The sequence below is a fragment of the Pseudalkalibacillus berkeleyi genome (assembly GCF_021608225.1).
In the GTDB taxonomy this organism is placed as follows: Bacteria; Bacillota; Bacilli; order Bacillales; family Fictibacillaceae; genus Pseudalkalibacillus; species Pseudalkalibacillus berkeleyi.
Window position 1 is genome coordinate 301,078 of record NZ_JAKIJS010000001.1, and the last position, 26,106, is coordinate 327,183.

Consider the following 26,106-nt stretch of genomic DNA (forward strand, 5'->3'; position numbering starts at 1 on the left):
CTAGACCCGCACGTATTTCGCTGGGTCTAGCTCTTTTCTTATCTTCCTTGTTGAATAACTTCATCTATGATCCCGTATTCTCTTGCCTCAACAGCTGACAGAAAATAATCCCGGTCTGTGTCCCCTGCTACTTTTTCAAGTGGTTGACCTGTTCGCTCAGCGATTATTTCATTAATGTGCGCCCTCAATTTTATTATTCTTTTTGCAGAAATTTCTATATCCGAAGCTTGCCCCCGAGCTCCGCCGAGTGGTTGGTGTAACATAATTTCGCTATTTGGTAAGGCATAGCGTTTGCCCTTCGTACCAGCGAGCAGAAGCATCGCACCAAACGATGCGGCCATACCTGTGCAAATGGTTCTGATGTCAGGCTTAATATATTGCATCGTATCAAAAATTGAAAATCCTGCAGAAGTTGAGCCGCCGGGACTGTTGATATATAAAGAAATATCCTTTTCGGGATCGTCAGCCGCCAGGAATAGAAGCTGAGCTACAATACTGTTTGCCATATGATCATTAATCTCATCACTGACCATAATGATCCGGTCCTTCAAAAGCCTTGAGTAAATATCGTATGAACGTTCTCCATTATTGGATTGTTCAATTACATAGGGAATGGTTGTCATCCCGTTCGTCCTCCTTCATTCAAGCCATTATGCTGCCATAGAGAGGATGCTTGAAGGAGAAGCCTTTGGTTTTGGTTGTTTTACCAACTGGAACAATTGCGGAATATGACGGATGAGTAGAGTAGGATCTTCCGTTACGATTGCATCGAAAAGTAAGACGTCTAGCCGTAATCGTTGATCGCATATTCTTGTAAAAGTGGAAGATTTTCATCAGACGATATTGTTTTTAGGCGTTTTTTCGCTCGGTGCAAAATTGCCTTAACCGCTGTTTCACTCATTTGAAAAATCTCCGCAATTTCTGAGATCTGGTATTTGAAGCTTTCCTTTAAAGTGAAAATAACAGATTGCTTTGACGTGAGCTTCGCTAAATACTCCTTGATATCTTTTGAACATTCATGCTGCTCAATAATTGATTCAGGAATAGCTCCTAGAACTTCACGACTTCTCTTTTTTAGCTGATCAAGCCACAAGTTGTGGGCAATCTTTTTCAGGAGAGCAGGAGTTATATTCACATTTAGTTCATAATGCTCCAAAGCTTTTCGAAATGCCTCATGCGCTAAGTCCTCACTATCCCAATCATTCTGTGATAGAAATCGGCAATACCGTTTTAACTTTGAGTAAAGCTCCTCAAGTTGAATGTCTTCACTTTGTTCTAATTTACTGCCAGGCCTGGCGTACATTTTTCTCACTCCTTTTTTGCTCCTCTCTAATCCTTAAACGATTAACAAACAATAAAAGATATGGGCAGAAGATATTTTTCTTTATTTTATTCTATTAAAGGATCTTCGTATACATATACTGGATTTCCATATGGATATTTATGTTAAAATCAAGAAAAAGGGGGGATGCAAATGAAAACATGGATATACCCGATCTTCATTTGCTTGGTTTTTATCAGTTTACTTGTAAATCACCATTTACAAAATGAAAGGAAATTACCAACGGATCAATGGAGTAGAACGATCACCCTAAAGGAAGCAACCAGTAAGAGTGTTCCGTTTACGTATCAAAAAGGTAATGAATACCACATTTTCCAAGCCGGTGAGCAAATGGTTAATCACCTCATTACAAATGATCGTTTGGAGACAAGTAAAGTAGAAGAAATTCCAGTGAGAATACCTGATCCTTTAGCGTTTTGGGCTTATGGTTCCCAGTTGATGTTCTTGAAAGATGGTGAAATCATACACTTCGATGGGGAACATGAAAAGGTCCTAGCAAACAATGTAAAAGGAATGTCTTCAAGTGAGAAACAAGTAATATATTGGAATGATAAGTCAATATACAGTATAGATACAGAATCTTTCCGTAGTGAACGTATAGCTGAAAGTGAACAAACTATTGAGGATGTCATTTTAAATATACAATCTGATTCATTTATCGTATTATCTGATCGTGCTTCAACTGATATTAAAGTCCATTATTTTACTAAACAAGGTAAAGATTACACACCGGTAAAGGTAACTGAAATTTCAGAGGCGGGTGTGGCGAGGCTAACGGAAATGGATTTCCTTGAGATAGATGGAAAATTACATATTACATATTCAACATTCGGTACTGCAAAACAACAATTGAACTATCGTTCTTATTACACAAGCATTAATCAAAAGTCGTTAGGTCAGCCGCTAAATTTTGAGGAATTGCTTTTTCATAATGAGGGGAATGGTGAGCGATTATTCAAACCGAGAGACTTACATCTATTTTTGAATGATGGAAAACCCTCTATCCTTTTCACTACAAAAGGAAGAACCGTTGGAAAGCAGATGGCAGACAACATCTACATGTCCTCAAAATCTGGAGAAAAGTGGATGGCAAGAAGAATTAGTACGGGTAATCATTCATCAGAACAGCCGCAAAATATTGGGGATGGTACAGTGATATGGCTTGATTACTCCGGAGAAGAGTACATGGTGAGTGGTGCATCCAACAATCCTGAAGCAGTGAAGCAAAGTATGAAATTAAATAGTGAAGATTGGAAGAATGCCTTGTCCAATTCGATGTCTGGTTTGTTCGCAGGCTTTATTATCTTATTGATTGCATTCATTTGGGTAGCGCCTCCAGCCATTTATTTATTTATCATCAACCTCGTTAAGGAGGAATCCATTGATCAGAAAAAGCAGTGGGTACTTTGGTCAACGATCATTGTGTATATTGCCGTTCAATTTATGCTTGTACCCAAAATATTTAATCGTTCATTCTTTGCGAATGCTCCAGAGTACTTAACTTTCTCAGGAACGATGTTTGTCATTCCACTTGGATTAGCTTTGCTCGCTTATGGATTGATGAAAATAGGTACTGAACATAATTGGGGAATATTTAGTAAGGTCTTTTATTTTGCATGTCTCAACATTCTTTTTTTTATAATTTTGATTGGACCATACACTATATAAGTTAAACCGCCTTTCAATAAGGTGGTTTTTCATATGAAAAAGAAGGAAATATAAGGGATTTATTGAAGTGTTAGTAATGCTTTTTATACTTAAAGTATATAAATTTCCAGATTCAAAATTACTCGACGTTTTAGGAAATTGCAGAATTAAGTATAAGCGCAACTAAGGCTCATCCTGCGCCAAGGCTTGGATTTGCCAAGTTTTCTTTACATAATAGGAGGATTAAGAGATGAACCAATTAACTGGAGTAACTTTTCAAGTTCGTGTATCTAATTTTGAAGAAGGACAAAAATGGTATGAAACGCTCTTCAATAGAAAGGCAGATTTCATACCACACGGTAATTTTGCAGAATGGGAGGTCATTCCGAATACATGGCTGCAAGTTTCAGAAGGGGTTCCATCAATCGGAAATGGACCACTTAGAATTGGAGTAGAAAATATTAAAGAAGAACGATTGAGACTTATGGAAAAGCTGAACTGCACTATAGAAGAAGTAAATACTCGTGAAGGTGTCCCTGCAGCATGGTGTACATTTGAAGACCCAGACGGGAACCTCATCGGACTATTTGAGGATTTAGCAAAAACGTCATGAGTTTAATAAGAGTGGGAACGACATATATACCTGTTCGCAACGTAGCTGAATCATTGAATTGGTATGTGGAGAAATTATCTGCAGTTAAGACTTATGAGGATGACCGAAAGGCGATTATCAACCTAGCGGACCAAAGCTTTTTTCTAGTTAAAGCAGATGAAGGAGAAACGGCAAACTTTAAAGATTCAGAGGGTAATGAACAATTTTCATTAACATTTGAAGTAGATGGATACGACAAGTTGGCGGAATTACATAAAGAGTTTGCTCGAAAAGAAATTCGTGTAGGAGAAATAGAAGACCGAGGTCATGCAGGCAACAACTTCGTTTTTTACGACCTTGATGGAAACAAATTCGATGTATGGAGCGAGCTGAGTGTGGGGTTTAAAGAAAACACTTAAGAATCATGGAGAATACAACTATGAAAATTATTCACACTGATGAACGTTCAAGAAAAACAGTTAAAGAATTTTTAGCACAACATTGGGGTAGCTCTCGGATTGTTGTTTCTACAGGAACTTATCAATGTGAGAGACTGGATGGTTTTATTGCGATTAATGATTCAGATGAAATGATTGGATTGATCACATATATAGTATTAGATGATTATATGGAAGTCATCTCTTTTGATAGCGTATATGAAAATAGCGGGACTGGAACAAAGCTTTTAGATACACTTGAACGATTTGCTGTATCATTAAATTTGAGGGCGATTCAACTGATTACCACAAACGACAATCTGAACGCGCTGGGATTTTATCAAAAAAGAGGGTTTCAGATTATGGATGTGTATCCCAATTCGGTAGCTAACGCTAGGAAAATTAAACCTGAGATCCCTCTTGTCGCTGAAAACAATATACCAATTAGGGATGAACTTCTTTTAATAAAGCCCCTGCACGAAACGAAAGGGAAATGAAAATGAAGGCTGAAAGAAAAACAAATCCAAATACAACTTTTGATTATACATTTATTGATAATCAGGCTGACAAAGTGTGCTTTATGTTTTCAGGAGCGGGATATACATACGATAAGCCTCTATTCTATTATTCTACAATGGTAATGCTTGAATCCGAATACGATGTTGTCCATATTCATTATGCCTATGAAAAAGATGTACGTAACCTTCCGTTAGAGAATCTAACAAAGATAATAGTCAATGATGTAAATCCGATTATTGAAGAAGTTCATAGTAACAAGGACTACAAGGAAAAGGTATTGTTAGGAAAATCCTTTGGTACGCTACCAATTATAGATGGATTTATGAAAGACGCTAAGAGGTTTCATGATTCGAAAATAGTGATTCTAACGCCTCTATTAACTAAAGAACCATTATATGAAACACTATTAACATGTAACCACGATGTCTATCTCGTAATTGGAACTAAAGATCAGTTTTATAGAATAGATAAGATCAATGCTTTATCAAAAAAGGAAAACATGACATTGAAGGTGATCGAGGATGCTAATCACTCTTTGGATATCATCCCGTTCCATACAGAAGAGGCAGTAGAAGTAATGAAAGAAACGATGGCAGGAATGAAGAATTTTATTAAAACAAAAGTAATTGAAAACACAGGGGGAAAATATGAAAGCAGCAGAGATGGAGAAAGCAGTAGATTTTAAGAAACTGACAATCGTAGATTTACAGATTTCACTCCAGGAGAGTGAGAATAGACTAAAGTTTGTTACGAGCACAGCATTTATTGAAGCAGATGTTCGAACGCATGAACCAGAAAGTTTTAATGATGATCCGACTTTAGGGCGAGCACTAGGAAAGTTTGAAACCAATCCGAACGTTGATTATTCTGACAGAGACGTAATTAACATCCACTCATGTGTGTATTTACAAAATGTGAAAATAACGCCTATTTCAGCTCCTGACTCAGCAACCTACTTAGATGAATTCGTGATCTTCACAGACCACATTTTAGGCCTGGCTTTGGCGGATGTTGAGTAAAAAGAGATTTATGTTTTTCGGACTGATAGGAGTCATCATATATTGTAGTCTTACATTCGGTGCTGGCTTCTATTTTAGTGAGAATGCTGCATTAAAGCATAGCTTCCATAAGATCAATGGGGATATCGTTTATGAGAAGGCATTTGCCAACAATAATAAAGTGATCATCATGGACTCTGGAGAAATGAGTACCATAAAAGTGGTGCACAGAACAATGGGCATTCTGTATCGAGTCAATAATATAAGTAGGTTAGGCTTAAGGGATGAAAAACATTTAGAGATAACATGGTCAGCAACTCAAAGAAAAGATGAGGATTATGATAACCTTGTAGCCGCAAAAGTTCTCAATCAAGACATTGAGAAAGTCATTGTTACACATAGGAAAACCGTGGATGCGCATTCGAAATTAATGGAAATGAAGAAGAATGCTTCTTTGTGGATTGAAATGGAAGTCTTGAATGGATACGCTTCAGATTTTCGTATCATTTCAATGTCTGAATTAAAGAATTATACATTTATAGGTGTAAATGCGAAGAAGGAGATTGTTTCAATTGTGAATGGGTAGCATAATTGGACAAAAATGATCACTTACATTAAGTTCTTAGACCGGTTTTTCGTAAAAAGTGCTCTGTTTACCTCACAAAACGGTCAACTTGTTACTAAACATATCCATAGAATAGGCAAATGGACTCCTTATCTAGAAAAATCCAATTTTATCTAGAAAAACGCGAAATTATCTAGAATTCTGAAGAATTATCTAGAAAAACCATTAAATGAACTCATCATTAAGAAAAGGAGCTAACTGATATGCACCCACTGAGGGGGTATGGGGTTAGCTCCTTCATTATTTTATTTTAAATCAATCTTGATCGGATCCATGATAATAGAATCATTGGAAGATAAGTTTTCGAATGGTACGACTAGTGAATAGTCTTTCATATTGAACGAATCAGGGTCCTTAATCTGTATACGAGATTGGAATTGCATCTTCTCTTTGTCAATCAGCTTTGCTTTGTTGTCCCGACTTACGTATTCATAGAAACTGTCTCCTAGCTCTCCGTTCTCGTCATTCTCAATTTTCTCAGTAGGGATGATGCGCACCCAATTTGCGAAGTTCATGAGTAAGTCTTTTCTAAACTCACCTTGCGCGACGTTTTGGAGAACATAATCAATAATCAATTCATCGTTCACTTTTTCAATTTTCTCGACGTTAATTTGATAGTCAAACCGTTTACTCTTCACTGTAAATGGAACAGGCTGACTCATACCTTCGAAAGTACGAGGCTCTCTTTTTCTTAAATCCAGATTAATCTCGAGATGCTTTGCATCTTCATTAATTTTACTCGTAAATAATTCCCTATAAGATAATTTCCATTGTCCGTCTTCAAAGCTTTCGTCTATTTTATTCGCGTGAGATTTGGATAATCGGTTCTTCTGATCATCGAATACGCTTAGAATGATTTCGTCGTTCTTTCCTTTTTCAGGAACCGTTACCGTGTACTCCAACATTGTCGTCGCTTTTCCTTTAATGATGGATTCCATTTCTACTTGATATGAGCCCTCATCATATATGGATTGTCCTGATACTTCAATTTTCTCAGGAGGTATTTGCTCTATGGGTATGTCAAATTTCCATTTTCCATTTACATCCGCCATGTGAGTAAAAGTAAGTGGTAAAGTGAAATTTTCAGGTAAATCAGTTTGATCATTATAAAACTCGATGGCTCCAACGAACGTGCCATCCTTCGTTTCTTTCAACTCTGGTGAGCTCGACGACCAATGCGTTTGATCCAGACCATCGAACAAATGGTAACTGAAGCCGCTAACAGGACGATTCCCGACATCCATATTCTCAATGGTCAATTTTTCACCTTCTGCCTTAAACGTAACCCCGATCACGTTGCCATCATAGTATGCACTCCTAATCGTGATATCTACGCCTTTGCTTGTTGCTTTTTCGTCTAATTCTGTAACTAGATTACTCGCAAACAGTTCACTTCCTACAGAAAGATGCTCATAGAGTGAACCTAGCAACGGAACCTTAGCAAGCGCATCGTTCATCGGCGCGAACAGAAATCCAGAAGCAAGCACAAGGGATGCTGCAGCTGAAGATACAATGGTACTGAGCTTTAGAGCTTTCTTACGTTTTTTCACAACACGATGTTTTCGTCCATCATGGATTCCCAAAGAGATGGCGTTGAATACATCCTCTTTTGGTACTTCAATTTTCTCTGTTTCTTTTTCAAACCAGTCCTTGTTCATAGTGGTTCACTCCTTCCAATTGTCTCTTCAACTCTATTTTGGCCCTTCGTAAATACGTTTTGATCGTACCTTCAGGTTTATCCATCGTTTCTGCAATGGTTTGAATGGACAGATCATGGTAATAAAATAAGATAATAGCTGTTTGGTATTGTTCGTTTAGAACAGAAATAGCTTTAACTAAGTCCATATCCTCTTCAACATTTTTTCGTTTGTTCTCAGGAACAGTACGTAGAAAGTCTTCTCCAGCGAGCACCAACTTCTTGCTTTTTCTTAAAGAATCGTAAGCCGAACGAATCAATATTTTTGTAAGCCAAGTGCTGAAATACTCAGGATTTTTCAGTTGGTCAATAGAGGTATAAGCTTTGCAAATCGCCTCTTGAACAATATCAAGAGCATCTTCCTTATTTCGAACGTATAGGAATGCTGTTCGATAGAGCTTTTCACTCTCATTACGGACGAGCGATTCAAAAGCTTCTTCGTTACCTTTCATCGCTTTCTTCACTAGCTTTGTATGTATCATGTTCAACCTCCTTTCAACCATTAGAGCAATCTTGTATTCAAAAAGTTTCAAAAAAATTTATTTGAAGAAAATGTAGTTACCTCAAACATTTTACATGATGTATTCAACTCTACTGTATAAAATTTCCCCTTTCGTTTGACCCTGTAGTAAAGTACAGGGTTTACTATTTACATAGAGGTGGTGATGATGGTGGCTTATCAAACAGGTGAATTAGCTGAGTTATCTGGCGTCAATAAGGAAACCATCCGTTATTACGAACGGATTGGTCTTTTACAAGAACCACCCAGAAATGAATCGGGGTACAGGATCTATCCCGAGGATGCGCTTAATCGGCTCAAATTTATAAGAAAAGCGCAAGAGCTTGGTTTTACATTAATGGAAGTGGACCGACTACTTGGCGTAGTGGATCAAGACGAGCGTCGGTGTGAAAACATGTCAGATTTTACATCGACTAAAATTACAGAAATCACACAAAAAATCTCAAACCTACAACAAATGAAGTCGATTTTAGAGGACTTGAACAGACGTTGCGAGGAAAACGATGATTTGTATGCGTGTCCTGTGATTGAGCGATTAACTGAGGAATAGAGGTATTGAGAAATGAGAAGAGATAAGAAGTTTTTAATTGGTGCTGTAATAGGAACGGCTATAACCGCACTTTGTTGCTTCACACCCATTTTGATAATTCTTTTTGCGACGGTTGGGTTGGGGGCTTTAACAGGATACTTGGATTATGTATTGATTCCAGCACTGTTCGTTTTTATCGGATTAACGATTTACGCTTATAACAAATACAAAAAGGGGAGTGAATGATTCATGTACGATCTTATCGTCATAGGTTCAGGAGCGGCTTCATTTTCGGCAGCGATTCGAGCTGTCGAAGGTGGTGCGAAAGTTGCGATGGTCGAGAAAGGTACAGTCGGTGGCACATGTGTGAACGTTGGTTGTGTTCCTTCGAAAACATTGTTGAGAGCGGGTGATATTCAGCGTACCGCGAATCATCAACCTTTTAAAGGATTAAATCTTTCTGCAGAAGCCCCGGATCTTTCTAAATTGAAAAACCAAAAGGACGCACTTGTTAACCAACTCCGACAAGAAAAGTACGAGAACCTGATCGAGGATTATGGCTTTGAGTTCATAAAAGGAGAAGCTTCGTTCGTTGATGAGAAGACCATTACGGTATCAGGTGAAAAATTTTCTACTAAGCATTTTCTCATCGCAACTGGCGCATCGCCTGCAATTCCTGCCATACCTGGTTTATCTGAAATAGACTTCTTGACGAGTACTACTGCACTTGATTTGACGGAAGTTCCAAAAAGCATTGCAATCATTGGTGCAGGATACGTTGCTATGGAACTCGGACAGTTGTTCCGCAACCTAGGATCAGAAGTGACACTTTTGCAACGGAGTGACCGGGTTATGAAAGAGTACGATCAGGAGATATCAGACACTGTTGAAAAAGTACTTATAGACGAAGGCATTAAGATAAAGACAGGCGTTACCTATAAAAAAATAGATGAAGTAGACGACAAGAAGCGTATTCACTATATTCAGTCTGGAGCTAAACATACGATTGAAGCGGATGAAGTCATTGTTGCTGCAGGCAGAAATCCAAACACGACATCATTAAAGCTTGAAAATGCAGGTGTTGAGCTAGGGGACGCTGGAGAAGTAAAGACGAATGAATACTTGCAGACGAATGTACCACACATTTATGCTGCAGGAGATGTCACGCTTGGACCTCAATTTGTATATGTTGCTGCCTATGAAGGTGGGCTTGTCGCGAAGAACATCCTGCAAGAGGAAAAACAGAAAGTGGATCTCAGCACCGTTCCAGCTGTAACTTTTACAAATCCATCAATTGCCTCAGTCGGAAAAACAGAGCAACAAGCGATTAAAGAAGGCTTGGAAGTCCAAACATCTGTCTTACCACTTGAGTCCGTGCCAAGAGCACTTGCTAACCAAGAAATGAACGGACTGTTTAAACTTGTGATTGATGCGAATACGAAAAGGTTACTTGGTGCACAAGTCGTTTCAGAAAATGCTGGAGATGTGATTTATGCCGCAACCTTAGCGGTGAAATTCAATCTGACAGCCGATGATATCAAAGATACGATGGCACCGTACTTGACGATGGCAGAAGGTATTAAGCTCGCCAGCCTTTCATTCGATAAAGACGTATCGAAACTATCGTGCTGTGCGGGATAGTACAATAACAAAAAGCGCCTTTAGGGAGGCGCTCTTTTACATGTTCCTTAAATTTTCACAGCGGACAATGTTTTGCCTGTTTCAAGAAGGCTTTTCAGGTTACTGATAATAGCCGGCCATCCGTTGTTCACGCCTTGGAAAGTGTTCGGGTCATTACTAAAATCTCTTTCAGAGAGGTTTTCATGTATCACCGTCAACTTCACCGTATCGTCCATTTGCTTTAAGTCAAACGTCACGGTCATTTGCTGCACCCGATCAACAGGATCTTTTGGAGAAAGCCATGTATATTTCAACATTTCGTAAGGCTCACTTTTTAACACTGTTCCGTGAATATCAATCTCATCATTTTCACGTAGAAAGGTGACTTCTGCTCCTTTCGTCCAATCTGACACGACCCTATGCCCAAAGAAATATTGTTTCGTAAATTCTCCTGAAGTTAGTGCTTCCCAAATTTTTTCCGGTGTTGATGCAATATAAGTCGCATACACGAAGGTTCGGTTATTCATTATTTTCCTCCTCTAATTTGTTTTTCATGTCGGTGAGCGATTTCACTTTGTTTTGATCAAATTTTCCAATCCACCGGTCATAAATGTTACCAATTGGAGCGGTGTTCAAATAATGGTGCTTCGTACGTCCTTTCCATACGACAGTAATAAGATCTGCATCCTCTAAAATTCTCAAGTGCTTCGTTGTTGCTTGCCTAGACATATCAAGATGCTCTACCAATTCGGAAAGTGTTTGTCCATTTGATTGGAAGAGTGAATCTAACAAATGTCTGCGATTTGAATCGGCCAATGCTTTAAATACTTTATCCATGAACCTATTATATGCAACTGAAAGGTTGCTTGTCAATCGGATAAAAAGCAACGAATACTCGTTGCTTCAAATAATTAGGAGCGAACAGGTGAGATGAGGTGTAATTGGTCCTCTCGATTCGCAGGCTTTATCAATATTGGTCTCATCGAACCATTGAAACTGATAGAGACTTCTTGATCATTCATTGTTTTCAATGCATCGATTATGTACTGTCCATCGAATGTAATATCCAATGCTTTTTCTCCAGTGATTTGTTTTACACTCTGCCATTCACATATTTGTCCAACTTCAGAAGAGAGGGATGATATTTGAATTTGGTCATCTTCTTCTGATAGTTTTAGCGTTACATTATTGTTCTGTTTATCACTTGCTAATATGTATGACCTATCGATTCCTTTCAATAGTTCCTTTGTATCCATAATGATTTCAGTCGTTGTTTCAGATGGAATTAATCCAGAGGTACTTGGGTAATCGCCACCAATTAAACGTGAATATAATTTGATGTCTTCAGCCTCAAATAGGATATGATGGTCACTTATTGAGATCTCCAAATGCTCACAAAATGAAGAGCTGAGTTTCAAGAATTCAGTTAGTGTAGACTGAGGTATAATACATGAAATCTCACAATCGGACTGAATCGGTAAGGATCGCATTGCTAGTCTAATTGAATTGGTAGCTACTGCCAACAGCTTTTCGGTAGTGAAAGACACATGGATCCCTGTTAATGCAGGTCTAGATTGATTTGTAGAAACTGCAAAGGATGTCTGCTTAATGACTTCAACAAGTTGAGCTGAGTTCATCTTTAACCGGACGTGAGTAGGAGCATCAGGAATATCGGGGAATTCTTCCAAACGAACCTGATTTAATCTCGTATTGATTGACTCGGATTCGATATTGATAAACCGATCATCATTTACTGTTACTGAAATTTGATCTGGAAGTCGTTTAACTATTTCGGTAAAAGCTTTGCTTGGAACGTAAACTATGCCAGTTTTTTGGATACTTACGATTTGCTGATCTCCAATCTTAACAGGAATGTCTCTTTGTATGAAAAAATCTAAATTTGTGCCAACGAGGGTCAATCTATCTTCTTTAGCTATAATTGAAATTCCTGATGTAACCGGGATGAGTGAGGATGAAGAAATGACTTTTCGTATGTCAGATAGTGCATCTAGAAAATGTGTTTTGTTAACGGTAAACTCCATTTAATACTCCTTCCGTAAAAAAACGACCGACATATCTTGCCGATCCATTGTCCTACCACTCTGTTAGTGGGGTGTTCCTTATTATGTACTTGGCATTTTCACACTTGAAGACTTTCTATTGTTATATTAACATTAAATTCCATAGAGTTGTAGTTAACAAATTTTTGCTTCTGTACATTTGGTATGCATGCACTTTAACCGTTTTACAAGACAAATAGATAGATGTTTTTCTTTTGTGTTTAGGAATAATAGGGGATTCTTCCAGATATCTTGAAATAAACTTCTTAATAACCGTTCTGATTTGATACGATCTGCGGTCATGTTCATTGCATAGTTAAATAACATTTTATGATAAAGATCATAACAATGATCTAGTGCGCCACGGTCTTTTTGAAGTACTTTTTCAAGTAATATCTTTTCAGAAGATTTCATTAGAAGACACAACCCTTTCCTTAGGCGCTACTACTTTAGTTCTATTCCTTTTATCCCCAGTTAATAAACACATTTTTTTACAATTGTTACAATTACATAACATATAGGAGGCTAAGCCCATGAAAAAAATCGCTGTAATTGGTTGTCCTGGTGCAGGGAAGTCGACGCTCTCCAAAAAGCTAGGGGAGAGTCTAGAAATTGAAGTATTCCATTTGGATCGACTTTACTGGAAGCCTGGTTGGGTTGAGACTCCGAGAGAAGATCTACGCGCCATTCAAGAACAAATTGTGAAGCAAGATACCTGGATTATTGATGGTAACTTTAGTGGAACTTTAGACATACGGTTAGAGGCGGCGGATACGATCGTGTTTCTAGACGTGCCAAGAATAAAGTGCTGTTATAGAGTCCTCAAGCGGAGGTTCATGTATCATGGGAAAACTCGACCTGACATTGGTGAAGGGTGCCCAGAACGAATTCCATTAGAATTTCTACGCTACGTTTGGAAGTTCCAAAATGATCAGAGACCTCAATTACTAGAGAGGCTCTCACGTCTAGATCATCAGAAATGCATGATCACCTTATCTAGTGAAAAGGATATTGACTTGTTCTTAGAACTTGCGAATCAAGAAAGGATATTAAGAGAAGAAATCAGCGCATCAAAGTTATAGAAGATCAAGACGCCCCGAGTTTAAAGGGCGTTTTTTTGCGCATAAAATAAGCTTGTCTTTTAGAGAAAAACAGGTATTTTGTCCTGGAAATTTCAAATAAATTAGACAACTAGTAGTACATGGATTTTAAACTTTTGTACGTAGGAAGTAGCCGTTCTTATATGGAAGCCCTATTAGAATACAAATAGGGAGGACATCTTTATGAACAGAACATTAGCCATCTTCGCATCAATCATGTTGACTTTCAGCATGGTAGTCCCATCAGTAGAAGCAGCGAGCGTCAAGTTGGAAGGAGAAGCGAGTGTGCCCGTTTTATCTAGTGAGAACGTACAACTAGTGAATAATATTCCACACCTGTCAATCATATCTGCAGCTTTTTCCAGTAAGGAACCTTTCATGTATGCAAACACACTAACTGGAATTGCAATTTATGATATTTCAGATCCAACAAATCCTCAGTTGAAAGGAGAACTACCAGAAGCTCATTTTGAAAATGAAGATATGACATTTGGAGAAAGGGAGGATGGTACTAAGTTCGTCATCATTGGATATGATCCTGCTGGTGTAACACCGACCTATGATGATAAGAGTATATCGACAGGTGCTGAAATTGCAGTTGTTGATGTATCCGATCCAGCCAATCCTTATATCGCATCTCGTGTACAAACGACTACTCGTACGCATACCGTTACGTGTGCCAATGATGAATGTACGTATGCATATACTTCGGGAAGCGAAGATAAGGATGGAAATCCAGCATTTTCAATTATTAACTTGGAAGACCCTGCGAACCCTTTTGAAGAGAAAGTGTTTCCGAGCTCAGTTGATACAGTTGGCCATGATTGGGATATAGACTCATCTGGTATCGCATGGCACACTGGACTTGCTGGTACGGTCGCCTACGATATTTCTGACCCAGTGAATCCAAGAGTTCTGAACTCAACCGACGAAAGGGGATTGAACGGAACTTCATGGAATAACTTTATTCATCACAACACGCTGAGACCAAACGGAGATCAATTTGTCAGTCGTGCACCAGAAGATATGGAGACAGATGAAAGTACTGAAAGAAGTGCGAATCAAGTTCGTTCAGGAGAAGTTGTTATGGTTACAGAAGAGGATTACTTACACCCAGGAACGTGTGAAGATGAAGGATCATTCCAAACTTGGCATTTGCAAAACTTAGACGAATTTTCTGGGGAAGGAAATGTTGCACCGGGTTCGGGATCAGTTGAGCCACTTGACTCTTGGAATTCAAAAATATTAGGAACAGATGAAAATACGAAAGCTGGATTTATATGCTCAGCACACTATTCTTCCTACCATGAGGATGGATTTGTGTCGATTGGGTATTATCAACAAGGTGTTCGTATTCTGGATGTAAGAAACCCAACGGATATCAAGCAAATTGGCTACTGGTTTACTGGCATCCAAGAAGCGTGGGGCGCACAATGGGTACCTGCTCGAAATGAGAAAGGTCAAACAACTGGAGAGCATACGAATTATGTTTATGCGTATGATCCGACAAGAGGATTGGATATTTTGAAAGTGACTTTCCCAAATGAGTCACCGGCGAATACTTTAAATCTAGAAGCACAAATCAGCCTAGACATGATTCAAGTACCTGCTACTGATTTGTCTGAAGCACTTCAAGACAAGATGTCACACAGTCATAGTCACTAAATATGCAGTTTCCCTCATAGTAATTCTCTTATTTAAGAGCACTCAGCAATGCTGGGTGTTCTTTTTTAGTCCTGGATAGGTAAAAAGACTCACTTACATACAGATTTATGCAAGAATAGCCAAATAATTGAGGGATATCTGTATCTTATGAATCGGATTACGAGAATTCAATTGACATTGAGAATCAATATCAATTAATATTAGTATTGCTTAAATGATAATCATTTTCAATAACTTGACATATAACGATGATTCGAAAGAGGAGGGGACGATTTTGACAACCATACTTAAAGATGACCCACTTAAATTAGCAGATTACGGAACTGAAGTTCTCGCACATTTGCAAACTGATTTTCCTTATTTAGTAGATGCTTATCATGCAAATTTAAAACATGCAGAAAAGACCATTCTCCATCAGCTCATTCAAGCAATTTTACGAGAGAAAATTGTAGACATTGAATGGGAAAATGTAGATTCCTCCAGTCAAATGAGTGCCGCAATCAAGTTGAATAAGGAAGAGCAAATCATTGTTCCAATTAAAAAGCTATATACGTTGAAACATATTGATATTGATGGTGAAATCCTTTACTCAGACCGCCTAGGGGAGAAGAGTACAATTATCAATCCTGATCAACTCTTAACCTTACTCATTGTGAACGGGATCGCTGTAACATTTGATAATATTGAACAGTTTTGCAACGAAATTACGAATAGCACTTATAATTATGCGCTAGCATTGACAAGTGCGGAACATAGACAGAAGTTCATTAAAGTTGATGCTTCCAATATCGAAGCTTCCAACACGATTGAATATATTCAAAGAAAACAACAACTCCATCAGAACTATAGTCCACTTACGTTTTTTGAACAATGGGTTATCCAAGGGCACACAATCCATCCGTGTTCAAGAACGAGACTTGGTTTGTCACCAAATGATGTAACAGGTTTTGCCCCAGAATGGGAAGGACAACCGAGCGTTGTTCCTGTTGCGGTCCATAAAGATCACTGCAGACTGACGCATCATGACACACATTCAACAACTCAGATCATTTTTGATGAGTATCCGACGGTAAAGCGCGCATTCTATGAAACACTTGAAAACAACCAGCTTGAACCGTCTCAGTTTGAACTGATTCCTGTTCATCCGTGGCAGCTTGAACATACGATTCGAAAATTTTACAAGCAAGAGCTCAACTCAAATGTGATTATCCCAATTGAGGATACATCCATTGAGACGGGGGCTTTAATTTCATTCAGGTCATTGGCTCCACTTAACAGCCTAACGAATCATCACATTAAGACGGCTATAAATGTTCAAATGACGAGCGCTGTACGAACTGTATCTGCCGCTTCAACAAAAAACGGACCCGTAATCTCAGAGGTGTTGCGTACCATTCAAAATGACGATTCGTTCCTTTCGAATGCTTTAAGCTTCATGCGTGAAAGTGCAGGCATCCATTATGAACCGGAGGATCCGGAGAGTCCTGAAGAACGCCACTTTCTGCAAAAGAATTTGGCTTCCATTTTACGAGAAAATCCAGAAAAAACGCTCGAAGAAGGTGAGATTGCGATTCCGGCAGCAGCTTTAATTGCGGAGTCACCGGTTACACAGCAACTCATTCTTGAAGAATTAGTGCGAACGTACGCAGGTCACAACGCGTTAAAGATAGAGGATGCGGCAGTGGATTATATAGAAAAATACGCAAATGTTCTATTGCCAGGCGTGCTGACACTCATTACGAAGTATGGCATTAGCATGGAGGTTCATCTTCAGAACAGTGTATGTGTATTCCGGAATGGACTACCGGAGCGTATGATTGTGAGGGATAACGGTGGAATTAGGATTCATGAAGAGAGGTTAAAGGCGTTTATGACGTTTGATGATCTCGATAACAGTACGAACTTGATCACGACTGAACGTGAACCGTTAATTGAAATCTTCTTCCATGCGATTATTCATAACCACCTTGGTGAGATGATTGTTGCATTATCTCGCGCACTCGAAATGAGTGAAGAAAGACTGTGGGCATCTGTCAAAAACGTTATTGACCACGTTTATATCGCATTACTACGGGATGCCTCTATACCAAAAGAGAATTTCGAAGATCAACAGCTCGTCTTCTCTGAGCAATCTCGATTGAAAGCACTAGTGAAAATGAGACTCACAGACAAGTTTACGGAAAATGCCTATGTAGATGTAGCAAATCCTTTATTTTCTAAAGACGAGGTGTTCACAAAATGACCATTCAATTAATCAATAAACCGACTGTGCAACAATCGAATAAGGCCGCAATGCTTGATGAAGAAGTGAACTGTATTCGTTACATAATGAAGCAGAAGCCTTCTTATGTCGTTCAATACGTTGGAAACCTGGAAAAAGGTCGACAAGGGATTCTCCATAAACTTGCATCTTCCATTTTGAGAGAAGATATTCTTAACCTAAATTCGAATGCAATCGATTTGAAAAGAATCGGATCTGTGTTTGCTGTAAATATGGCACATGGACAAAGCCTTTCAGATGAATTCTTTTATCAAATTCAAGGGTATCCGATACGTGAAGATATCACTTATAAAGTAGTGGAAGTGGAAAATGGCACGATTGTATTTCCGATAAAAGATGAATTTGCCTTTCAACGGATTGAGACGACGGATGAAATTATTCATATCAATGAGCATGGGCTCACAACAATTTCATTAGCCTCTCATTTGTTAAAAATGTTGTTCACAAACACACAACAGTTGAACTTAGATGCGTTTATCCAAGAGCTGGACAATGGCACAGCAAATATGACACTTGCTTATATGTACATGGATGTTTGGAAAGAAGACATCCAAACTGAGGCAAGCCAGTTGTCAACGACTGGAACGTTCGATTATTTGCTAGCCAAAAAGAAAAGTAATCGTGATTTCTCACCGAGCTTATTTTTTGAACAGCTCGTATTAGAAGGTCACCATTTGCATCCAGGTGCAAAAACGAAGATCGGTCTTACACAGAAAGATGTCTTTAAATTCTCTCCAGAATTTCATCAAACTTTTGATGTCCGATTTGTTGCTGTAAAAAAAGAATATGTAAAATCGACAACAGACAACCCATTGCTGACAGTAGGGTTTGAAGAAGAGTTAGCACGATGTAAAGAGGAGTTAGAACAACGCGATTACGTGACGGATGATTATGAAATCTTTCCAGTACATGAATGGCAATTCGAACAAGCGTTACCTTCAATATATGCAAAGGAAATTGCAGCGGATCAAGTCATTTTAATCAAGAACGTGACGATGGAGGCAGAAGCGACATCTTCATTTAGAACCGTTTATCCGAAGAAACAGCATGCGCCTGCACTCAAGCTTGCAGTAAATAGTCAAATGACATCTACGGTCCGGTCCATTTCAACGCAAACGGCTTTAAATTCAACAAGATTTACAGACATGATCACATCCATTATGGACATAGAATCACAGCTGTATGATTTTATTCCTTTGAACGAAATTGCTGGTGCAGCATTTAAGTCAGAAGAAGAATTGAAGAGTCGTAACCTGACGATGCTCATGCGAGAGAATGTAGAGGACAAGCTTGTTGAAGGTGAGCTCGCAATTGCAGGACCAGCTTTATATGCTGAGTCACCGTTGACTGGACGGACTATTTTAGATGAGCTCGTTAATCAATATGCTGAGACGAACAACTTAACAAGGAACCGAGCTGCGTTTCCGTTTTTTGAAGACTACATTACAACTGTCATTCCTGGTTATCTGACATTGATGGTTAAATACGGAATCGCACTTGAAGGTCACCTACAGAATAGCATCCCTGTTTTCAAAGACGGTAGGTTAACTCGATTCTTTTTCCGTGACTGGGGTGGAGCGCGGATTTACAAGGAAAGGCTCAGGCAACAAGGCATAGACCTTAAGTTTACGCCTGGATCAGTTTCGGTGACAGAAGATTGTTCAGAAATGCATAATAAACTTTATTACACGGTATTCCAAAATCATCTAGGGGAGATTATCAGACAGCTTGTCCATTACTCTGGAATTAAGGAAGAAGAGTTCTGGAAACGTGTGAAAAATGTATGTGAATCTACGTTGCAATCTTTGGCTGAGCATGGTGGGCTTGATGAACAGATCGCTGAAGATCGCGCATTTCTTTTCCAACAGATTGTGATGCATAAATCGTTGACCAAAATGAGATTGTCTGACGGAAAAGGGTATTGTTACAGCGAGGTTCAAAATCCGCTTTATGCAGCGGAAGAGCTAAATGATTAAAGCGGCATTCAACCAGGCGCATGCACTCAAGTCGAAATCATTTCGTCAATTCATGCTCGGGAGTTTCTTTGTACGTACGACAGATTGGATGGACTTGACACTATTGAACTGGCTCGTCTATCAATGGACTCAATCCCCAGTAGCTCTGGGGGTTTTGAATGCTTGTCGTCTCATGCCAATTTTTATTTTTGGATTACAAGCAGGTGTTCTTGCCGATCGTTATGACCGCAAGAAGGTCCTTCTCATCAGTTATGCTGGTATTTTTATTAGTACATTACTTCTCGCATATTTCGTCTTTGCAGACTTTTCGATCCTTTGGTTATATGCGGTCGTATTCGGCAGATCATTATTTATGACTATAGAAGTCCCAGTTCGGAACGCCTTTTTAGCAGATCTCGTAAACGGCGAGCAACTACCGAATGCAATATCGATTCAGACGTTGATCATTAATGTTGCACGAATGATCGGACCTGCACTTGCTGGTTGGCTATTACTCCATATGAACGCACCCGATTTGTTTATTCTCATAGCGCTAGGAACGATTGTCGTTACACTTGCGTTAAACGGAATGAAGGTGACGGAAAAGAAGAAGTGTGTGATTGAACGCTCAGTCACATCGCAAAAAACGGAACTAAAAGAAACATTCCAATACATTAAAGAAAACCATCTCATCGTCTCCATTTTGTTGATTGCTGTTGCGCCAATGATTTTTGGATTCCCATATACGACGATGCTGCCATTGTTTGTAGAAGAGCTGATGGACATGGGGCCTGATGGATTTGGACTTTTACTTTCGGTTTCATCTGTAGGTGCCATTATTGCAACGCTTGTCCTGTCTATGAAACCACCACGTCATCAAGGGAAGATCCTTGTCTTTTCAGCATTAGGCTTTGGTCTGTTTCTCGGATTCTTTATTATGTTCAATGGGAATTATTTGTTGTCGATTCTCCTTATGTTGAGCGTTGGTTTTACGAGTCAATTGTATCGAACGACAAGTAGAATCACTCTACAAATGCAGGTTGCCGATCAATTAAGGGGAAGAGTATTAAGTATCGCGCTAATGGACCGGGCATATATTCCACTTGGGGCATTGATCATAGGTTTTGTTGCGGCTGAATTCGGTGCCTTGGCTGCAGGCTTATTTATGGGGTTCGGATGCTTTATTACGACCCTGCTCATCGTTTGGAAGAGACCGGATTTATGGCACACTTAAGTTGGAGGTAATTGGATGCTTACGTTAGAAAAGAAAAATAAAGTTGAAGCTTATATTCAGGAACAATTGCAGCATCGTGAAAGTGGAGACCCAATATGCGCTTACGTGTATGATCTTGAAAGGTTAAAGACCCATGCAAAAGGCATTAAAGAAAGTCTGCCGGCATCATGTAGGTTGTATTATGCTGTAAAAGCAAATCCAGACAGGCGATTGCTTGAGGTGTTGGAACCGGTGATCGATGGTTTTGAAGTCGCTTCTTACGGAGAAATCAGTAACGTTGGAGAGGTATCTGATAAGCCGATGCTGTTTGGTGGACCAGGAAAGAAAGATCGAGAAATTAGAACCGCTCTGCAAACGAATGTGGAATATTTGAACGTAGAGAGTTTCCATGAGTTGAACCGGATGATGCATATTGCAGAACAGCTAAGTGTCACCATCCCGGTCTTGCTGCGAGTCAATTTAAGTAAGAATGTATCCGATAGTCATATAAGAATGTCAGGGGTACCAACACAGTTCGGTGTTGATGAAAGGGACATTCCAGGGTTGATTACACATGCACTTCAATCCGATTACATTGATATAAAAGGTTTCCATTTTCACGCGATGTCGAACAACTTGGATGCAAAATCACATGTCAAATTCGTTGGGATGTGTATTGAAAAATCGCTATCTTGGAAAAAGCAGTTTGCGCTTGATGCTTCTATAGTTAACGTCGGAGGCGGCATTGGCATCAACTACTGGAATCCTGAAGAGCCCTTTGAATGGAATATACTTGCTGATGGATTAGCAGACTATCATGAAACGTATCAGGAACAAGATTTGACGCTCTTCCTCGAGATAGGGCGTTACATGGTTGCGGGTTGTGGCTCTTACGTATCCGAGGTGCTTGATGTAAAGACAAACCATGATGAACACTTTGCCGTTATTCGTGGCGGATCGCATCATTTACGAATGCCTGCAGCATGGAAAATTAGCCATCCGTTTAACGTATTTTCAGTTGAGGAGTGGCATTATCCATTTGTCCGCCCAGAGGTAATCGATGCAAAGCTAACAATTGCAGGCGAATTATGCACACCGAATGATGTGCTTGTTCGAAAAGAGCATGTTGATCGGCTTAGAGCGGGAGATATTGTGATCTTTCAGTATGCAGGCGCATATGGTTGGACGATCTCACACCACGATTTCCTCAGCCATCCCCATCCAGAGATTGTTTTTATATAGCGTTCAGAACCTAGCCGCGAGGTTTTACGGGTTTACATCAGAATAAATATCAAAGCAAAACGCACTAGATTTCATTCAGAATGAAATTCATAGTGCGTTTTTATATGTTATATTAACGATTCCGAAAGGAAGTGAAAATCTCTAATAATTGCAGAAGGAGTTATTCGTACCGCGAAAATGCTAAAAACAGATTTTGACGGATCGAATAGAGCGTATTGTACCAGTAACCTGCTTCTACAAAATTTAAATAGTGGAGTTTTGAATAACATCTATGTTAGTTTAATCATTGTTGAGATGAACTGATTTCCCATTAAAACATGAACTTATTTCATAAATAGAAGAGAGAGATTGTAATGTTATCGGCGCTACTGATTTTTATCCTACAAATTATTTTTGTTCCTGTATTAACTCTTCGAACGATCTTCTTGGTTAAAGGTAGGACGGTATCCGCAGCTAGTATAGGGTTGTTAGAGGCGGGTATATACATTATTAGCTTAGGCATTGTATTTGCGGATTTGTCTAATATCTACAATATTATTGCTTACATTATAGGCTTTAGTGTAGGACTTTTACTAGGTGGAGCATTAGAAAAGAAACTTGCGATTGGCTATATCACATATAACGTAAACTTGCTTGATAAATGCGAGGAATTGGTTACTGCACTTAGAACTGCAGGCTTTGGTGTTACTGTATTTGAGGGGGAAGGAATTGATACAACTCGTTACAGATTAGATGTAGTTTCGAAGCGTTCTAGAGAAGAAGAGGTACTTGAAATTATTAACGATATTGCACCTAAAGCATTTCTAACGTCATATGAGATTCGTTCCTTTAAAGGTGGTTACTTGACAAATTCTATGAAAAGACGGTCTAAACTTTTCAAGAAAAGAATGAAACAAAAATCAAAAGCAAGTTAACCCACTCTTAATACACTTTACGGGTTCGTGATATCTGCAACTAAAATAGACCCCTTTTTATTATTAATAAACAAGAAGCTTAGCAGGCCAAAAGACAAAATTTTTGGTCTGCTATTTTTTGTGGATTCGTGATCAAGGGAAATGGTTTCCGGACTGGACCACTAGATCCATATAAGGATTTATCTACACGTTTTTAGCTTGTTCTTCAACTTTTGATCCCAGCTTTTCCACAACTTTAGGAACATGGAATCACTTCACATGAATGGGTAACGCTTACGCGCATGCCAACTAGCTGAAAAGCCTTATAAGTCGATTTTTCTCCTCACACTCACAAGCGTTTGTTTACTAACGAATAGGTCTGTACAATAAGACGAAAAATTCAGATATTTCAATAGGGGAGGAATTTACATGGGTGTTCCACAGCAAAAAACCGATGATAATCAGTTTCAAACTGGAAAACGAAGAGGCATGTTTAACAAGTTTCTCGATTGGATTGAAAGAAACGGAAACAAACTGCCTGATGTTCTCACGTTATTTGCTATTTTTACAGCGATCATACTACTGGCTTCATTTGTTGCAGGGAGGTTGAACTGGAGTGCGGTTAATCCAGCCACGAAAGAAACCGTTAATGCCGTCAATCTGCTAGACGACAAAGGAATCGTGAAAATTCTAACAGAAATGGTCAACAACTTCATGGCATTTCCACCACTTGGTCTCGTGCTCGTTGTTATGCTTGGTGTCGGTTTAGCTGAATCAACAGGACTTGTTTCAGCGTTTATGCGAAAGGTTGTTTTAGCATCACCGAAGGCATTGATCCTGCCGATCATTGTCATCATAGGTATGTTCGGAAACGCTGCAGCTGACGCAGCTTTAATTGTCCTGCCACCTATAGCTGCCTTCGTTTTTGTAACGATGGGCCGTCATCCAATCGCCGGGCTAGCACTTGGCTATGCTTCTGTCGCGGGTGGTTTCAGCGCAAATTTGATACTAAGTATGCTCGATGTGTTGCTAGCTGGTTTTACAGAATCTAGCGCTCAAATTGTCGACAAAGGGTACAAGGCGAATCCAGCGATGAATTACTATTTCCTCGTTGCTTCTACCTTCGTGTTAGTGCCTGTAGCTGTATTCGTCTGTTCAAAAATTGTCGAACCAAGACTCGGAGCCTATACGTTAAATGCAAAGGTCGAAACTGATTCTAAATTGAGTCAAAGTGAGCGGAGAGGATTAGTATGGGCTGGGGTTGGTGTCTTCTTTTACCTCTTACTCTTATGCTTTCTCACGATTCCAGAGGGTGCGTTACTGCGGAATGCAGAGTCCAATTCACTCATTGAAGATTCACCTTTCATGAATGGGATCGTACCGATTATGCTCTTCTTCTTTTTCATACCTGCGCTCCTTTATGGAATCGGAGCGAAGGTCATAAAGTCTGATAAAGATGTAGCTGACCACCTGTCCAAAGCAATGTCTGGTATGGGGTATTATATTGTTCTAGCGTTTATTGCTGCACAAATGATTACTTATTTCAACTGGAGCAACCTTGGCACAATCATTGCGATTAAAGGGGCAGGCTTCTTAAAAGAGTCTGGTATGACAGGGTTACCATTATTACTCGCATTTATATTGTTTTGTGCACTCGTTAATTTGTTGATTGCGAGTTCTTCAGCTAAATGGGCGTTATTAGGACCTGTATTTGTCCCGATGTTCATGTTTATGGACTATAGCCCCGCATTCACACAAATGGCTTATCGTATCGGGGATTCGATTACAAATGCAGTGACGCCAATGCTTGCTTATTTTGCAATTCTACTCACCTTTGCAAAGAAATATGATCCGAAAATGGGTGTTGGAACGTTGATTTCCGTTTTGTTGCCTTACTCGATTGGGTTTGCTATTTTTTGGACGATTTTATTTGCAGTTTGGTATTGGCTTGGATTGCCGCTTGGTCCAGGGGAATATATTCATCTGAAATCTTCTTAGAAGAGGTAGCCCTCCCCTTTATGATGCTATTGATAACGGATTATTCGTTTCGTATGACGGAACCTGTGAAGTTGACTGTCGGACTGACCGAATTCAAGAGATTCTAAGATCTTCTCTTCTGTGTAACCTGTCAAAGCACAAATACGCTTAACATTAGGGAACTTTTGATGATTCTCATATTCGAGCAAAATAGCTATTTGACAGTGATGAAGAATCGTGGAGTAGTAGCATTTCTGCTCATTGACAAAGTCGTTCACGGTTCCTCATCCTCTCTATCACAAGACGTGGGTAAACAGGGAAGGGAGGGCTAATTTAACTAGTTCCCATTAACTAACCGACTGAAACCTAGGGTGATAAAACGAATGGTATATTGGGGCTATTTTTGTCGAAAGTGGTTTTAAATGGGGCCATGGTGGAAATTAAAAAAGAGGTTATTCATCTTGCATAGAAAGCAACATTGTGCAAAAGTATAGTCTTAAATGACTATAAAGGACTGATTGAAGTTGTCGATTCAACAGAAAATCTTGCCTGCTGTCCGTAACATGAAGGACTTTGAAAAGCTCTTGGAAAGTTCTTATGAATATCTTGTCATTCTCGATAGCCATATTAGCCAATTAAAGAGTATCGTACAAATGGGGAAACGGCATAATAAGAAAATGCTGATTCATGTCGACCTCATTCACGGACTAAGCAATGACGATTATGCAGCTGAGTTCTTATGCCAGGATATAAAGGCGGACGGGTTAATCTCAACACGGACAAATGTCATATTGACCGCGAAGAAGAAAGGTGTACTAGCTATTCAAAGGCTATTCCTACTTGATTCTAGTGCGCTAAATAAAAGTTATTCTCTGCTAAAGAAGACGCAACCAGATTATATTGAAGTATTACCCGGCTTAATGCCGAACATTATCCGTGAAGTACATGAACAAACGAAAATCCCTATATTCGCTGGTGGGTTAATTCGAACAGTGGATGATGTTGAACAAGCACTTGGAGCTGGTGCGAGTGCAGTTACAACGTCGAGGGGTGAGTTGTGGAAATATTATGTTAAGGATTTGTAAACAATTCTTGACAACGCTTTCCTAATCATGTAACTTGGTAATCAAGTTAATAACATGTGACGGAGAAACGGAGATCCACACTTATTCCTCATTCAGAAATGAGGCAATAC

General features: G+C 39.2%; 26 protein-coding genes and 1 pseudogene. 19 read left to right on the plus strand and 8 right to left on the minus strand.

Annotation, left to right across the window (positions count from 1 at the left end):
- Positions 1 to 38 precede the first annotated feature (38 nt).
- Both clpP and L2716_RS01625 read right to left on the minus strand, forming a co-directional pair.
- On the minus strand, positions 39 to 623 hold the full coding sequence (gene clpP, locus L2716_RS01620; RefSeq protein ID WP_236331060.1) for an ATP-dependent Clp endopeptidase proteolytic subunit ClpP: 585 nt from the start codon (positions 621 to 623) through the stop codon (positions 39 to 41).
- 161 nt (positions 624 to 784) lie between these two features.
- A complete protein-coding gene (locus L2716_RS01625; RefSeq protein ID WP_236331062.1) occupies positions 785 to 1,303 on the minus strand; it encodes a sigma-70 family RNA polymerase sigma factor in 519 nt (172 codons plus the stop codon).
- Between the two features lie 171 nt (positions 1,304 to 1,474).
- On the opposite strand from L2716_RS01625, the gene L2716_RS01630 reads away from it, so the two are divergent.
- From L2716_RS01630 to L2716_RS01660, 7 genes are all read left to right on the plus strand, one after another.
- A complete protein-coding gene (locus L2716_RS01630; RefSeq protein ID WP_236331065.1) occupies positions 1,475 to 3,010 on the plus strand; it encodes a hypothetical protein in 1,536 nt (511 codons plus the stop codon).
- A 229-nt stretch (positions 3,011 to 3,239) separates the two neighbouring features.
- Positions 3,240 to 3,602 carry a VOC family protein gene (locus tag L2716_RS01635; RefSeq protein WP_236331067.1) on the plus strand — a complete coding sequence of 121 codons (363 nt, stop codon included), beginning with the start codon at positions 3,240 to 3,242 and terminating at the stop codon, positions 3,600 to 3,602.
- The gene (locus L2716_RS01640) at positions 3,599 to 4,000 is read left to right on the plus strand and encodes a VOC family protein (protein ID WP_236331070.1); all 402 of its coding nucleotides are present in this window, start codon (positions 3,599 to 3,601) and stop codon (positions 3,998 to 4,000) included. The genes L2716_RS01635 and L2716_RS01640 overlap by 4 nt, the downstream gene beginning before the upstream one ends.
- A 20-nt stretch (positions 4,001 to 4,020) precedes the next feature.
- Complete coding sequence (locus L2716_RS01645; protein ID WP_236331073.1) at positions 4,021 to 4,515, plus strand: GNAT family N-acetyltransferase; 495 nt, start codon at positions 4,021 to 4,023, stop codon at positions 4,513 to 4,515.
- A 2-nt stretch (positions 4,516 to 4,517) separates the two neighbouring features.
- Complete coding sequence (locus L2716_RS01650; RefSeq protein WP_236331078.1) at positions 4,518 to 5,222, plus strand: alpha/beta family hydrolase; 705 nt, start codon at positions 4,518 to 4,520, stop codon at positions 5,220 to 5,222.
- On the plus strand, positions 5,185 to 5,556 hold the full coding sequence (locus tag L2716_RS01655) for a hypothetical protein (protein WP_236331080.1): 372 nt from the start codon (positions 5,185 to 5,187) through the stop codon (positions 5,554 to 5,556). The genes L2716_RS01650 and L2716_RS01655 overlap by 38 nt, the downstream gene beginning before the upstream one ends.
- 10 nt (positions 5,557 to 5,566) lie before the next feature.
- The gene (locus L2716_RS01660; protein WP_236331084.1) at positions 5,567 to 6,121 is read left to right on the plus strand and encodes a hypothetical protein; all 555 of its coding nucleotides are present in this window, start codon (positions 5,567 to 5,569) and stop codon (positions 6,119 to 6,121) included.
- Positions 6,122 to 6,405: 284 nt separating this feature from the next.
- Here the strand turns inward: L2716_RS01660 and L2716_RS01665 are convergent, their stop codons facing one another.
- Together L2716_RS01665 and L2716_RS01670 are read right to left on the minus strand one after the other, a co-directional pair.
- A complete protein-coding gene (locus tag L2716_RS01665; RefSeq protein ID WP_236331087.1) occupies positions 6,406 to 7,818 on the minus strand; it encodes a DUF4179 domain-containing protein in 1,413 nt (470 codons plus the stop codon).
- A complete protein-coding gene (locus L2716_RS01670) occupies positions 7,799 to 8,338 on the minus strand; it encodes a sigma-70 family RNA polymerase sigma factor (RefSeq protein WP_236331090.1) in 540 nt (179 codons plus the stop codon). The genes L2716_RS01665 and L2716_RS01670 overlap by 20 nt, the downstream gene beginning before the upstream one ends.
- Before the next feature lie 186 nt (positions 8,339 to 8,524).
- On the opposite strand from L2716_RS01670, the gene merR reads away from it, so the two are divergent.
- The 3 genes and pseudogenes from merR to merA all read left to right on the plus strand — a co-directional run.
- A complete protein-coding gene (merR, locus tag L2716_RS01675) occupies positions 8,525 to 8,926 on the plus strand; it encodes a mercury resistance transcriptional regulator MerR (protein WP_268963920.1) in 402 nt (133 codons plus the stop codon).
- Between the two features lie 12 nt (positions 8,927 to 8,938).
- Positions 8,939 to 9,151 (plus strand): mercury resistance system transport protein MerF, encoded by a 213-nt coding sequence (gene merF / locus L2716_RS01680; RefSeq protein ID WP_236331095.1) that lies wholly within the window; start codon positions 8,939 to 8,941, stop codon positions 9,149 to 9,151.
- A 6-nt stretch (positions 9,152 to 9,157) separates the two neighbouring features.
- Positions 9,158 to 10,546: pseudogene (merA, locus tag L2716_RS01685) on the plus strand (mercury(II) reductase); the annotation flags it as partial.
- A 47-nt stretch (positions 10,547 to 10,593) separates the two neighbouring features.
- Here merA and L2716_RS01690 read toward each other — a convergent pair.
- From L2716_RS01690 to dnaN, 3 genes are all read right to left on the minus strand, one after another.
- The gene (locus tag L2716_RS01690; protein ID WP_236331101.1) at positions 10,594 to 11,052 is read right to left on the minus strand and encodes an SRPBCC family protein; all 459 of its coding nucleotides are present in this window, start codon (positions 11,050 to 11,052) and stop codon (positions 10,594 to 10,596) included.
- Positions 11,045 to 11,362 carry an ArsR/SmtB family transcription factor gene (locus tag L2716_RS01695; RefSeq protein ID WP_236331106.1) on the minus strand — a complete coding sequence of 106 codons (318 nt, stop codon included), beginning with the start codon at positions 11,360 to 11,362 and terminating at the stop codon, positions 11,045 to 11,047. The genes L2716_RS01690 and L2716_RS01695 overlap by 8 nt, the downstream gene beginning before the upstream one ends.
- Before the next feature lie 74 nt (positions 11,363 to 11,436).
- Complete coding sequence (dnaN, locus tag L2716_RS01700; RefSeq protein ID WP_236331109.1) at positions 11,437 to 12,567, minus strand: DNA polymerase III subunit beta; 1,131 nt, start codon at positions 12,565 to 12,567, stop codon at positions 11,437 to 11,439.
- Between the two features lie 551 nt (positions 12,568 to 13,118).
- Here dnaN and L2716_RS01705 point away from each other — a divergent pair.
- The 8 genes from L2716_RS01705 (at position 13,119) to L2716_RS01740 (ending at position 24,932) form a co-directional block, all read left to right on the plus strand.
- Positions 13,119 to 13,667: a DNA topology modulation protein gene (locus tag L2716_RS01705; RefSeq protein ID WP_236331112.1), complete on the plus strand. Its 549-nt coding sequence runs from the start codon at positions 13,119 to 13,121 to the stop codon at positions 13,665 to 13,667.
- A 201-nt stretch (positions 13,668 to 13,868) separates the two neighbouring features.
- On the plus strand, positions 13,869 to 15,350 hold the full coding sequence (locus L2716_RS01710) for an LVIVD repeat-containing protein (protein ID WP_236331114.1): 1,482 nt from the start codon (positions 13,869 to 13,871) through the stop codon (positions 15,348 to 15,350).
- A 274-nt stretch (positions 15,351 to 15,624) separates the two neighbouring features.
- Positions 15,625 to 17,592: an IucA/IucC family protein gene (locus L2716_RS01715; protein WP_236331118.1), complete on the plus strand. Its 1,968-nt coding sequence runs from the start codon at positions 15,625 to 15,627 to the stop codon at positions 17,590 to 17,592.
- Positions 17,589 to 19,607, plus strand: coding sequence for an IucA/IucC family protein (locus tag L2716_RS01720; RefSeq protein WP_236331121.1), 2,019 nt, complete (start codon positions 17,589 to 17,591; stop codon positions 19,605 to 19,607). The genes L2716_RS01715 and L2716_RS01720 overlap by 4 nt, the downstream gene beginning before the upstream one ends.
- On the plus strand, positions 19,600 to 20,820 hold the full coding sequence (locus L2716_RS01725) for an MFS transporter (protein WP_236331124.1): 1,221 nt from the start codon (positions 19,600 to 19,602) through the stop codon (positions 20,818 to 20,820). The genes L2716_RS01720 and L2716_RS01725 overlap by 8 nt, the downstream gene beginning before the upstream one ends.
- 15 nt (positions 20,821 to 20,835) lie before the next feature.
- A complete protein-coding gene (locus tag L2716_RS01730) occupies positions 20,836 to 22,041 on the plus strand; it encodes a type III PLP-dependent enzyme (RefSeq protein WP_236331127.1) in 1,206 nt (401 codons plus the stop codon).
- A 353-nt stretch (positions 22,042 to 22,394) separates the two neighbouring features.
- Positions 22,395 to 22,955, plus strand: a complete 561-nt coding sequence (locus tag L2716_RS01735; RefSeq protein WP_236331130.1) for a DUF2179 domain-containing protein — start codon at positions 22,395 to 22,397, stop codon at positions 22,953 to 22,955.
- A gap of 408 nt (positions 22,956 to 23,363) precedes the next feature.
- Entirely contained in the window at positions 23,364 to 24,932 is a 1,569-nt protein-coding gene (locus L2716_RS01740; protein WP_236331133.1) for an AbgT family transporter, read from the plus strand.
- A 26-nt stretch (positions 24,933 to 24,958) separates the two neighbouring features.
- On the opposite strand, the gene L2716_RS01745 is transcribed toward L2716_RS01740, so the two are convergent.
- Positions 24,959 to 25,189 carry a hypothetical protein gene (locus L2716_RS01745; protein WP_236331136.1) on the minus strand — a complete coding sequence of 77 codons (231 nt, stop codon included), beginning with the start codon at positions 25,187 to 25,189 and terminating at the stop codon, positions 24,959 to 24,961.
- A gap of 246 nt (positions 25,190 to 25,435) precedes the next feature.
- Here L2716_RS01745 and L2716_RS01750 point away from each other — a divergent pair, with 246 nt between their 5' ends.
- Positions 25,436 to 25,996 (plus strand): glycerol-3-phosphate responsive antiterminator, encoded by a 561-nt coding sequence (locus L2716_RS01750; protein WP_268963921.1) that lies wholly within the window; start codon positions 25,436 to 25,438, stop codon positions 25,994 to 25,996.
- Positions 25,997 to 26,106 lie beyond the last annotated feature (110 nt).

What these genes read in the sequence shown, in the direction of transcription:
- L2716_RS01655 (WP_236331080.1), top strand. Translation starts at nt 5,185, where the DNA reads ATGAAAGCAGCAGAGATGGAGAAAGCAGTAGATTTTAAGAAACTGACA.
- L2716_RS01695 (WP_236331106.1), bottom strand. Translation starts at nt 11,362, where the DNA reads ATGGATAAAGTATTTAAAGCATTGGCCGATTCAAATCGCAGACATTTG.
- L2716_RS01720 (WP_236331121.1), top strand. Translation starts at nt 17,589, where the DNA reads ATGACCATTCAATTAATCAATAAACCGACTGTGCAACAATCGAATAAG.
- merF (WP_236331095.1), top strand. Translation starts at nt 8,939, where the DNA reads ATGAGAAGAGATAAGAAGTTTTTAATTGGTGCTGTAATAGGAACGGCT.
- L2716_RS01630 (WP_236331065.1), top strand. Translation starts at nt 1,475, where the DNA reads ATGAAAACATGGATATACCCGATCTTCATTTGCTTGGTTTTTATCAGT.
- clpP (WP_236331060.1), bottom strand. Translation starts at nt 623, where the DNA reads ATGACAACCATTCCCTATGTAATTGAACAATCCAATAATGGAGAACGT.
- dnaN (WP_236331109.1), bottom strand. Translation starts at nt 12,567, where the DNA reads ATGGAGTTTACCGTTAACAAAACACATTTTCTAGATGCACTATCTGAC.
- L2716_RS01660 (WP_236331084.1), top strand. Translation starts at nt 5,567, where the DNA reads ATGTTTTTCGGACTGATAGGAGTCATCATATATTGTAGTCTTACATTC.
- L2716_RS01735 (WP_236331130.1), top strand. Translation starts at nt 22,395, where the DNA reads ATGTTATCGGCGCTACTGATTTTTATCCTACAAATTATTTTTGTTCCT.
- L2716_RS01625 (WP_236331062.1), bottom strand. Translation starts at nt 1,303, where the DNA reads ATGTACGCCAGGCCTGGCAGTAAATTAGAACAAAGTGAAGACATTCAA.
- L2716_RS01650 (WP_236331078.1), top strand. Translation starts at nt 4,518, where the DNA reads ATGAAGGCTGAAAGAAAAACAAATCCAAATACAACTTTTGATTATACA.
- L2716_RS01635 (WP_236331067.1), top strand. Translation starts at nt 3,240, where the DNA reads ATGAACCAATTAACTGGAGTAACTTTTCAAGTTCGTGTATCTAATTTT.
- L2716_RS01690 (WP_236331101.1), bottom strand. Translation starts at nt 11,052, where the DNA reads ATGAATAACCGAACCTTCGTGTATGCGACTTATATTGCATCAACACCG.
- L2716_RS01670 (WP_236331090.1), bottom strand. Translation starts at nt 8,338, where the DNA reads ATGATACATACAAAGCTAGTGAAGAAAGCGATGAAAGGTAACGAAGAA.
- L2716_RS01730 (WP_236331127.1), top strand. Translation starts at nt 20,836, where the DNA reads ATGCTTACGTTAGAAAAGAAAAATAAAGTTGAAGCTTATATTCAGGAA.
- merR (WP_268963920.1), top strand. Translation starts at nt 8,525, where the DNA reads ATGGTGGCTTATCAAACAGGTGAATTAGCTGAGTTATCTGGCGTCAAT.
- L2716_RS01640 (WP_236331070.1), top strand. Translation starts at nt 3,599, where the DNA reads ATGAGTTTAATAAGAGTGGGAACGACATATATACCTGTTCGCAACGTA.
- L2716_RS01645 (WP_236331073.1), top strand. Translation starts at nt 4,021, where the DNA reads ATGAAAATTATTCACACTGATGAACGTTCAAGAAAAACAGTTAAAGAA.
- L2716_RS01705 (WP_236331112.1), top strand. Translation starts at nt 13,119, where the DNA reads ATGAAAAAAATCGCTGTAATTGGTTGTCCTGGTGCAGGGAAGTCGACG.
- L2716_RS01740 (WP_236331133.1), top strand. Translation starts at nt 23,364, where the DNA reads ATGGGTGTTCCACAGCAAAAAACCGATGATAATCAGTTTCAAACTGGA.
- L2716_RS01725 (WP_236331124.1), top strand. Translation starts at nt 19,600, where the DNA reads ATGATTAAAGCGGCATTCAACCAGGCGCATGCACTCAAGTCGAAATCA.
- L2716_RS01710 (WP_236331114.1), top strand. Translation starts at nt 13,869, where the DNA reads ATGAACAGAACATTAGCCATCTTCGCATCAATCATGTTGACTTTCAGC.
- L2716_RS01665 (WP_236331087.1), bottom strand. Translation starts at nt 7,818, where the DNA reads ATGAACAAGGACTGGTTTGAAAAAGAAACAGAGAAAATTGAAGTACCA.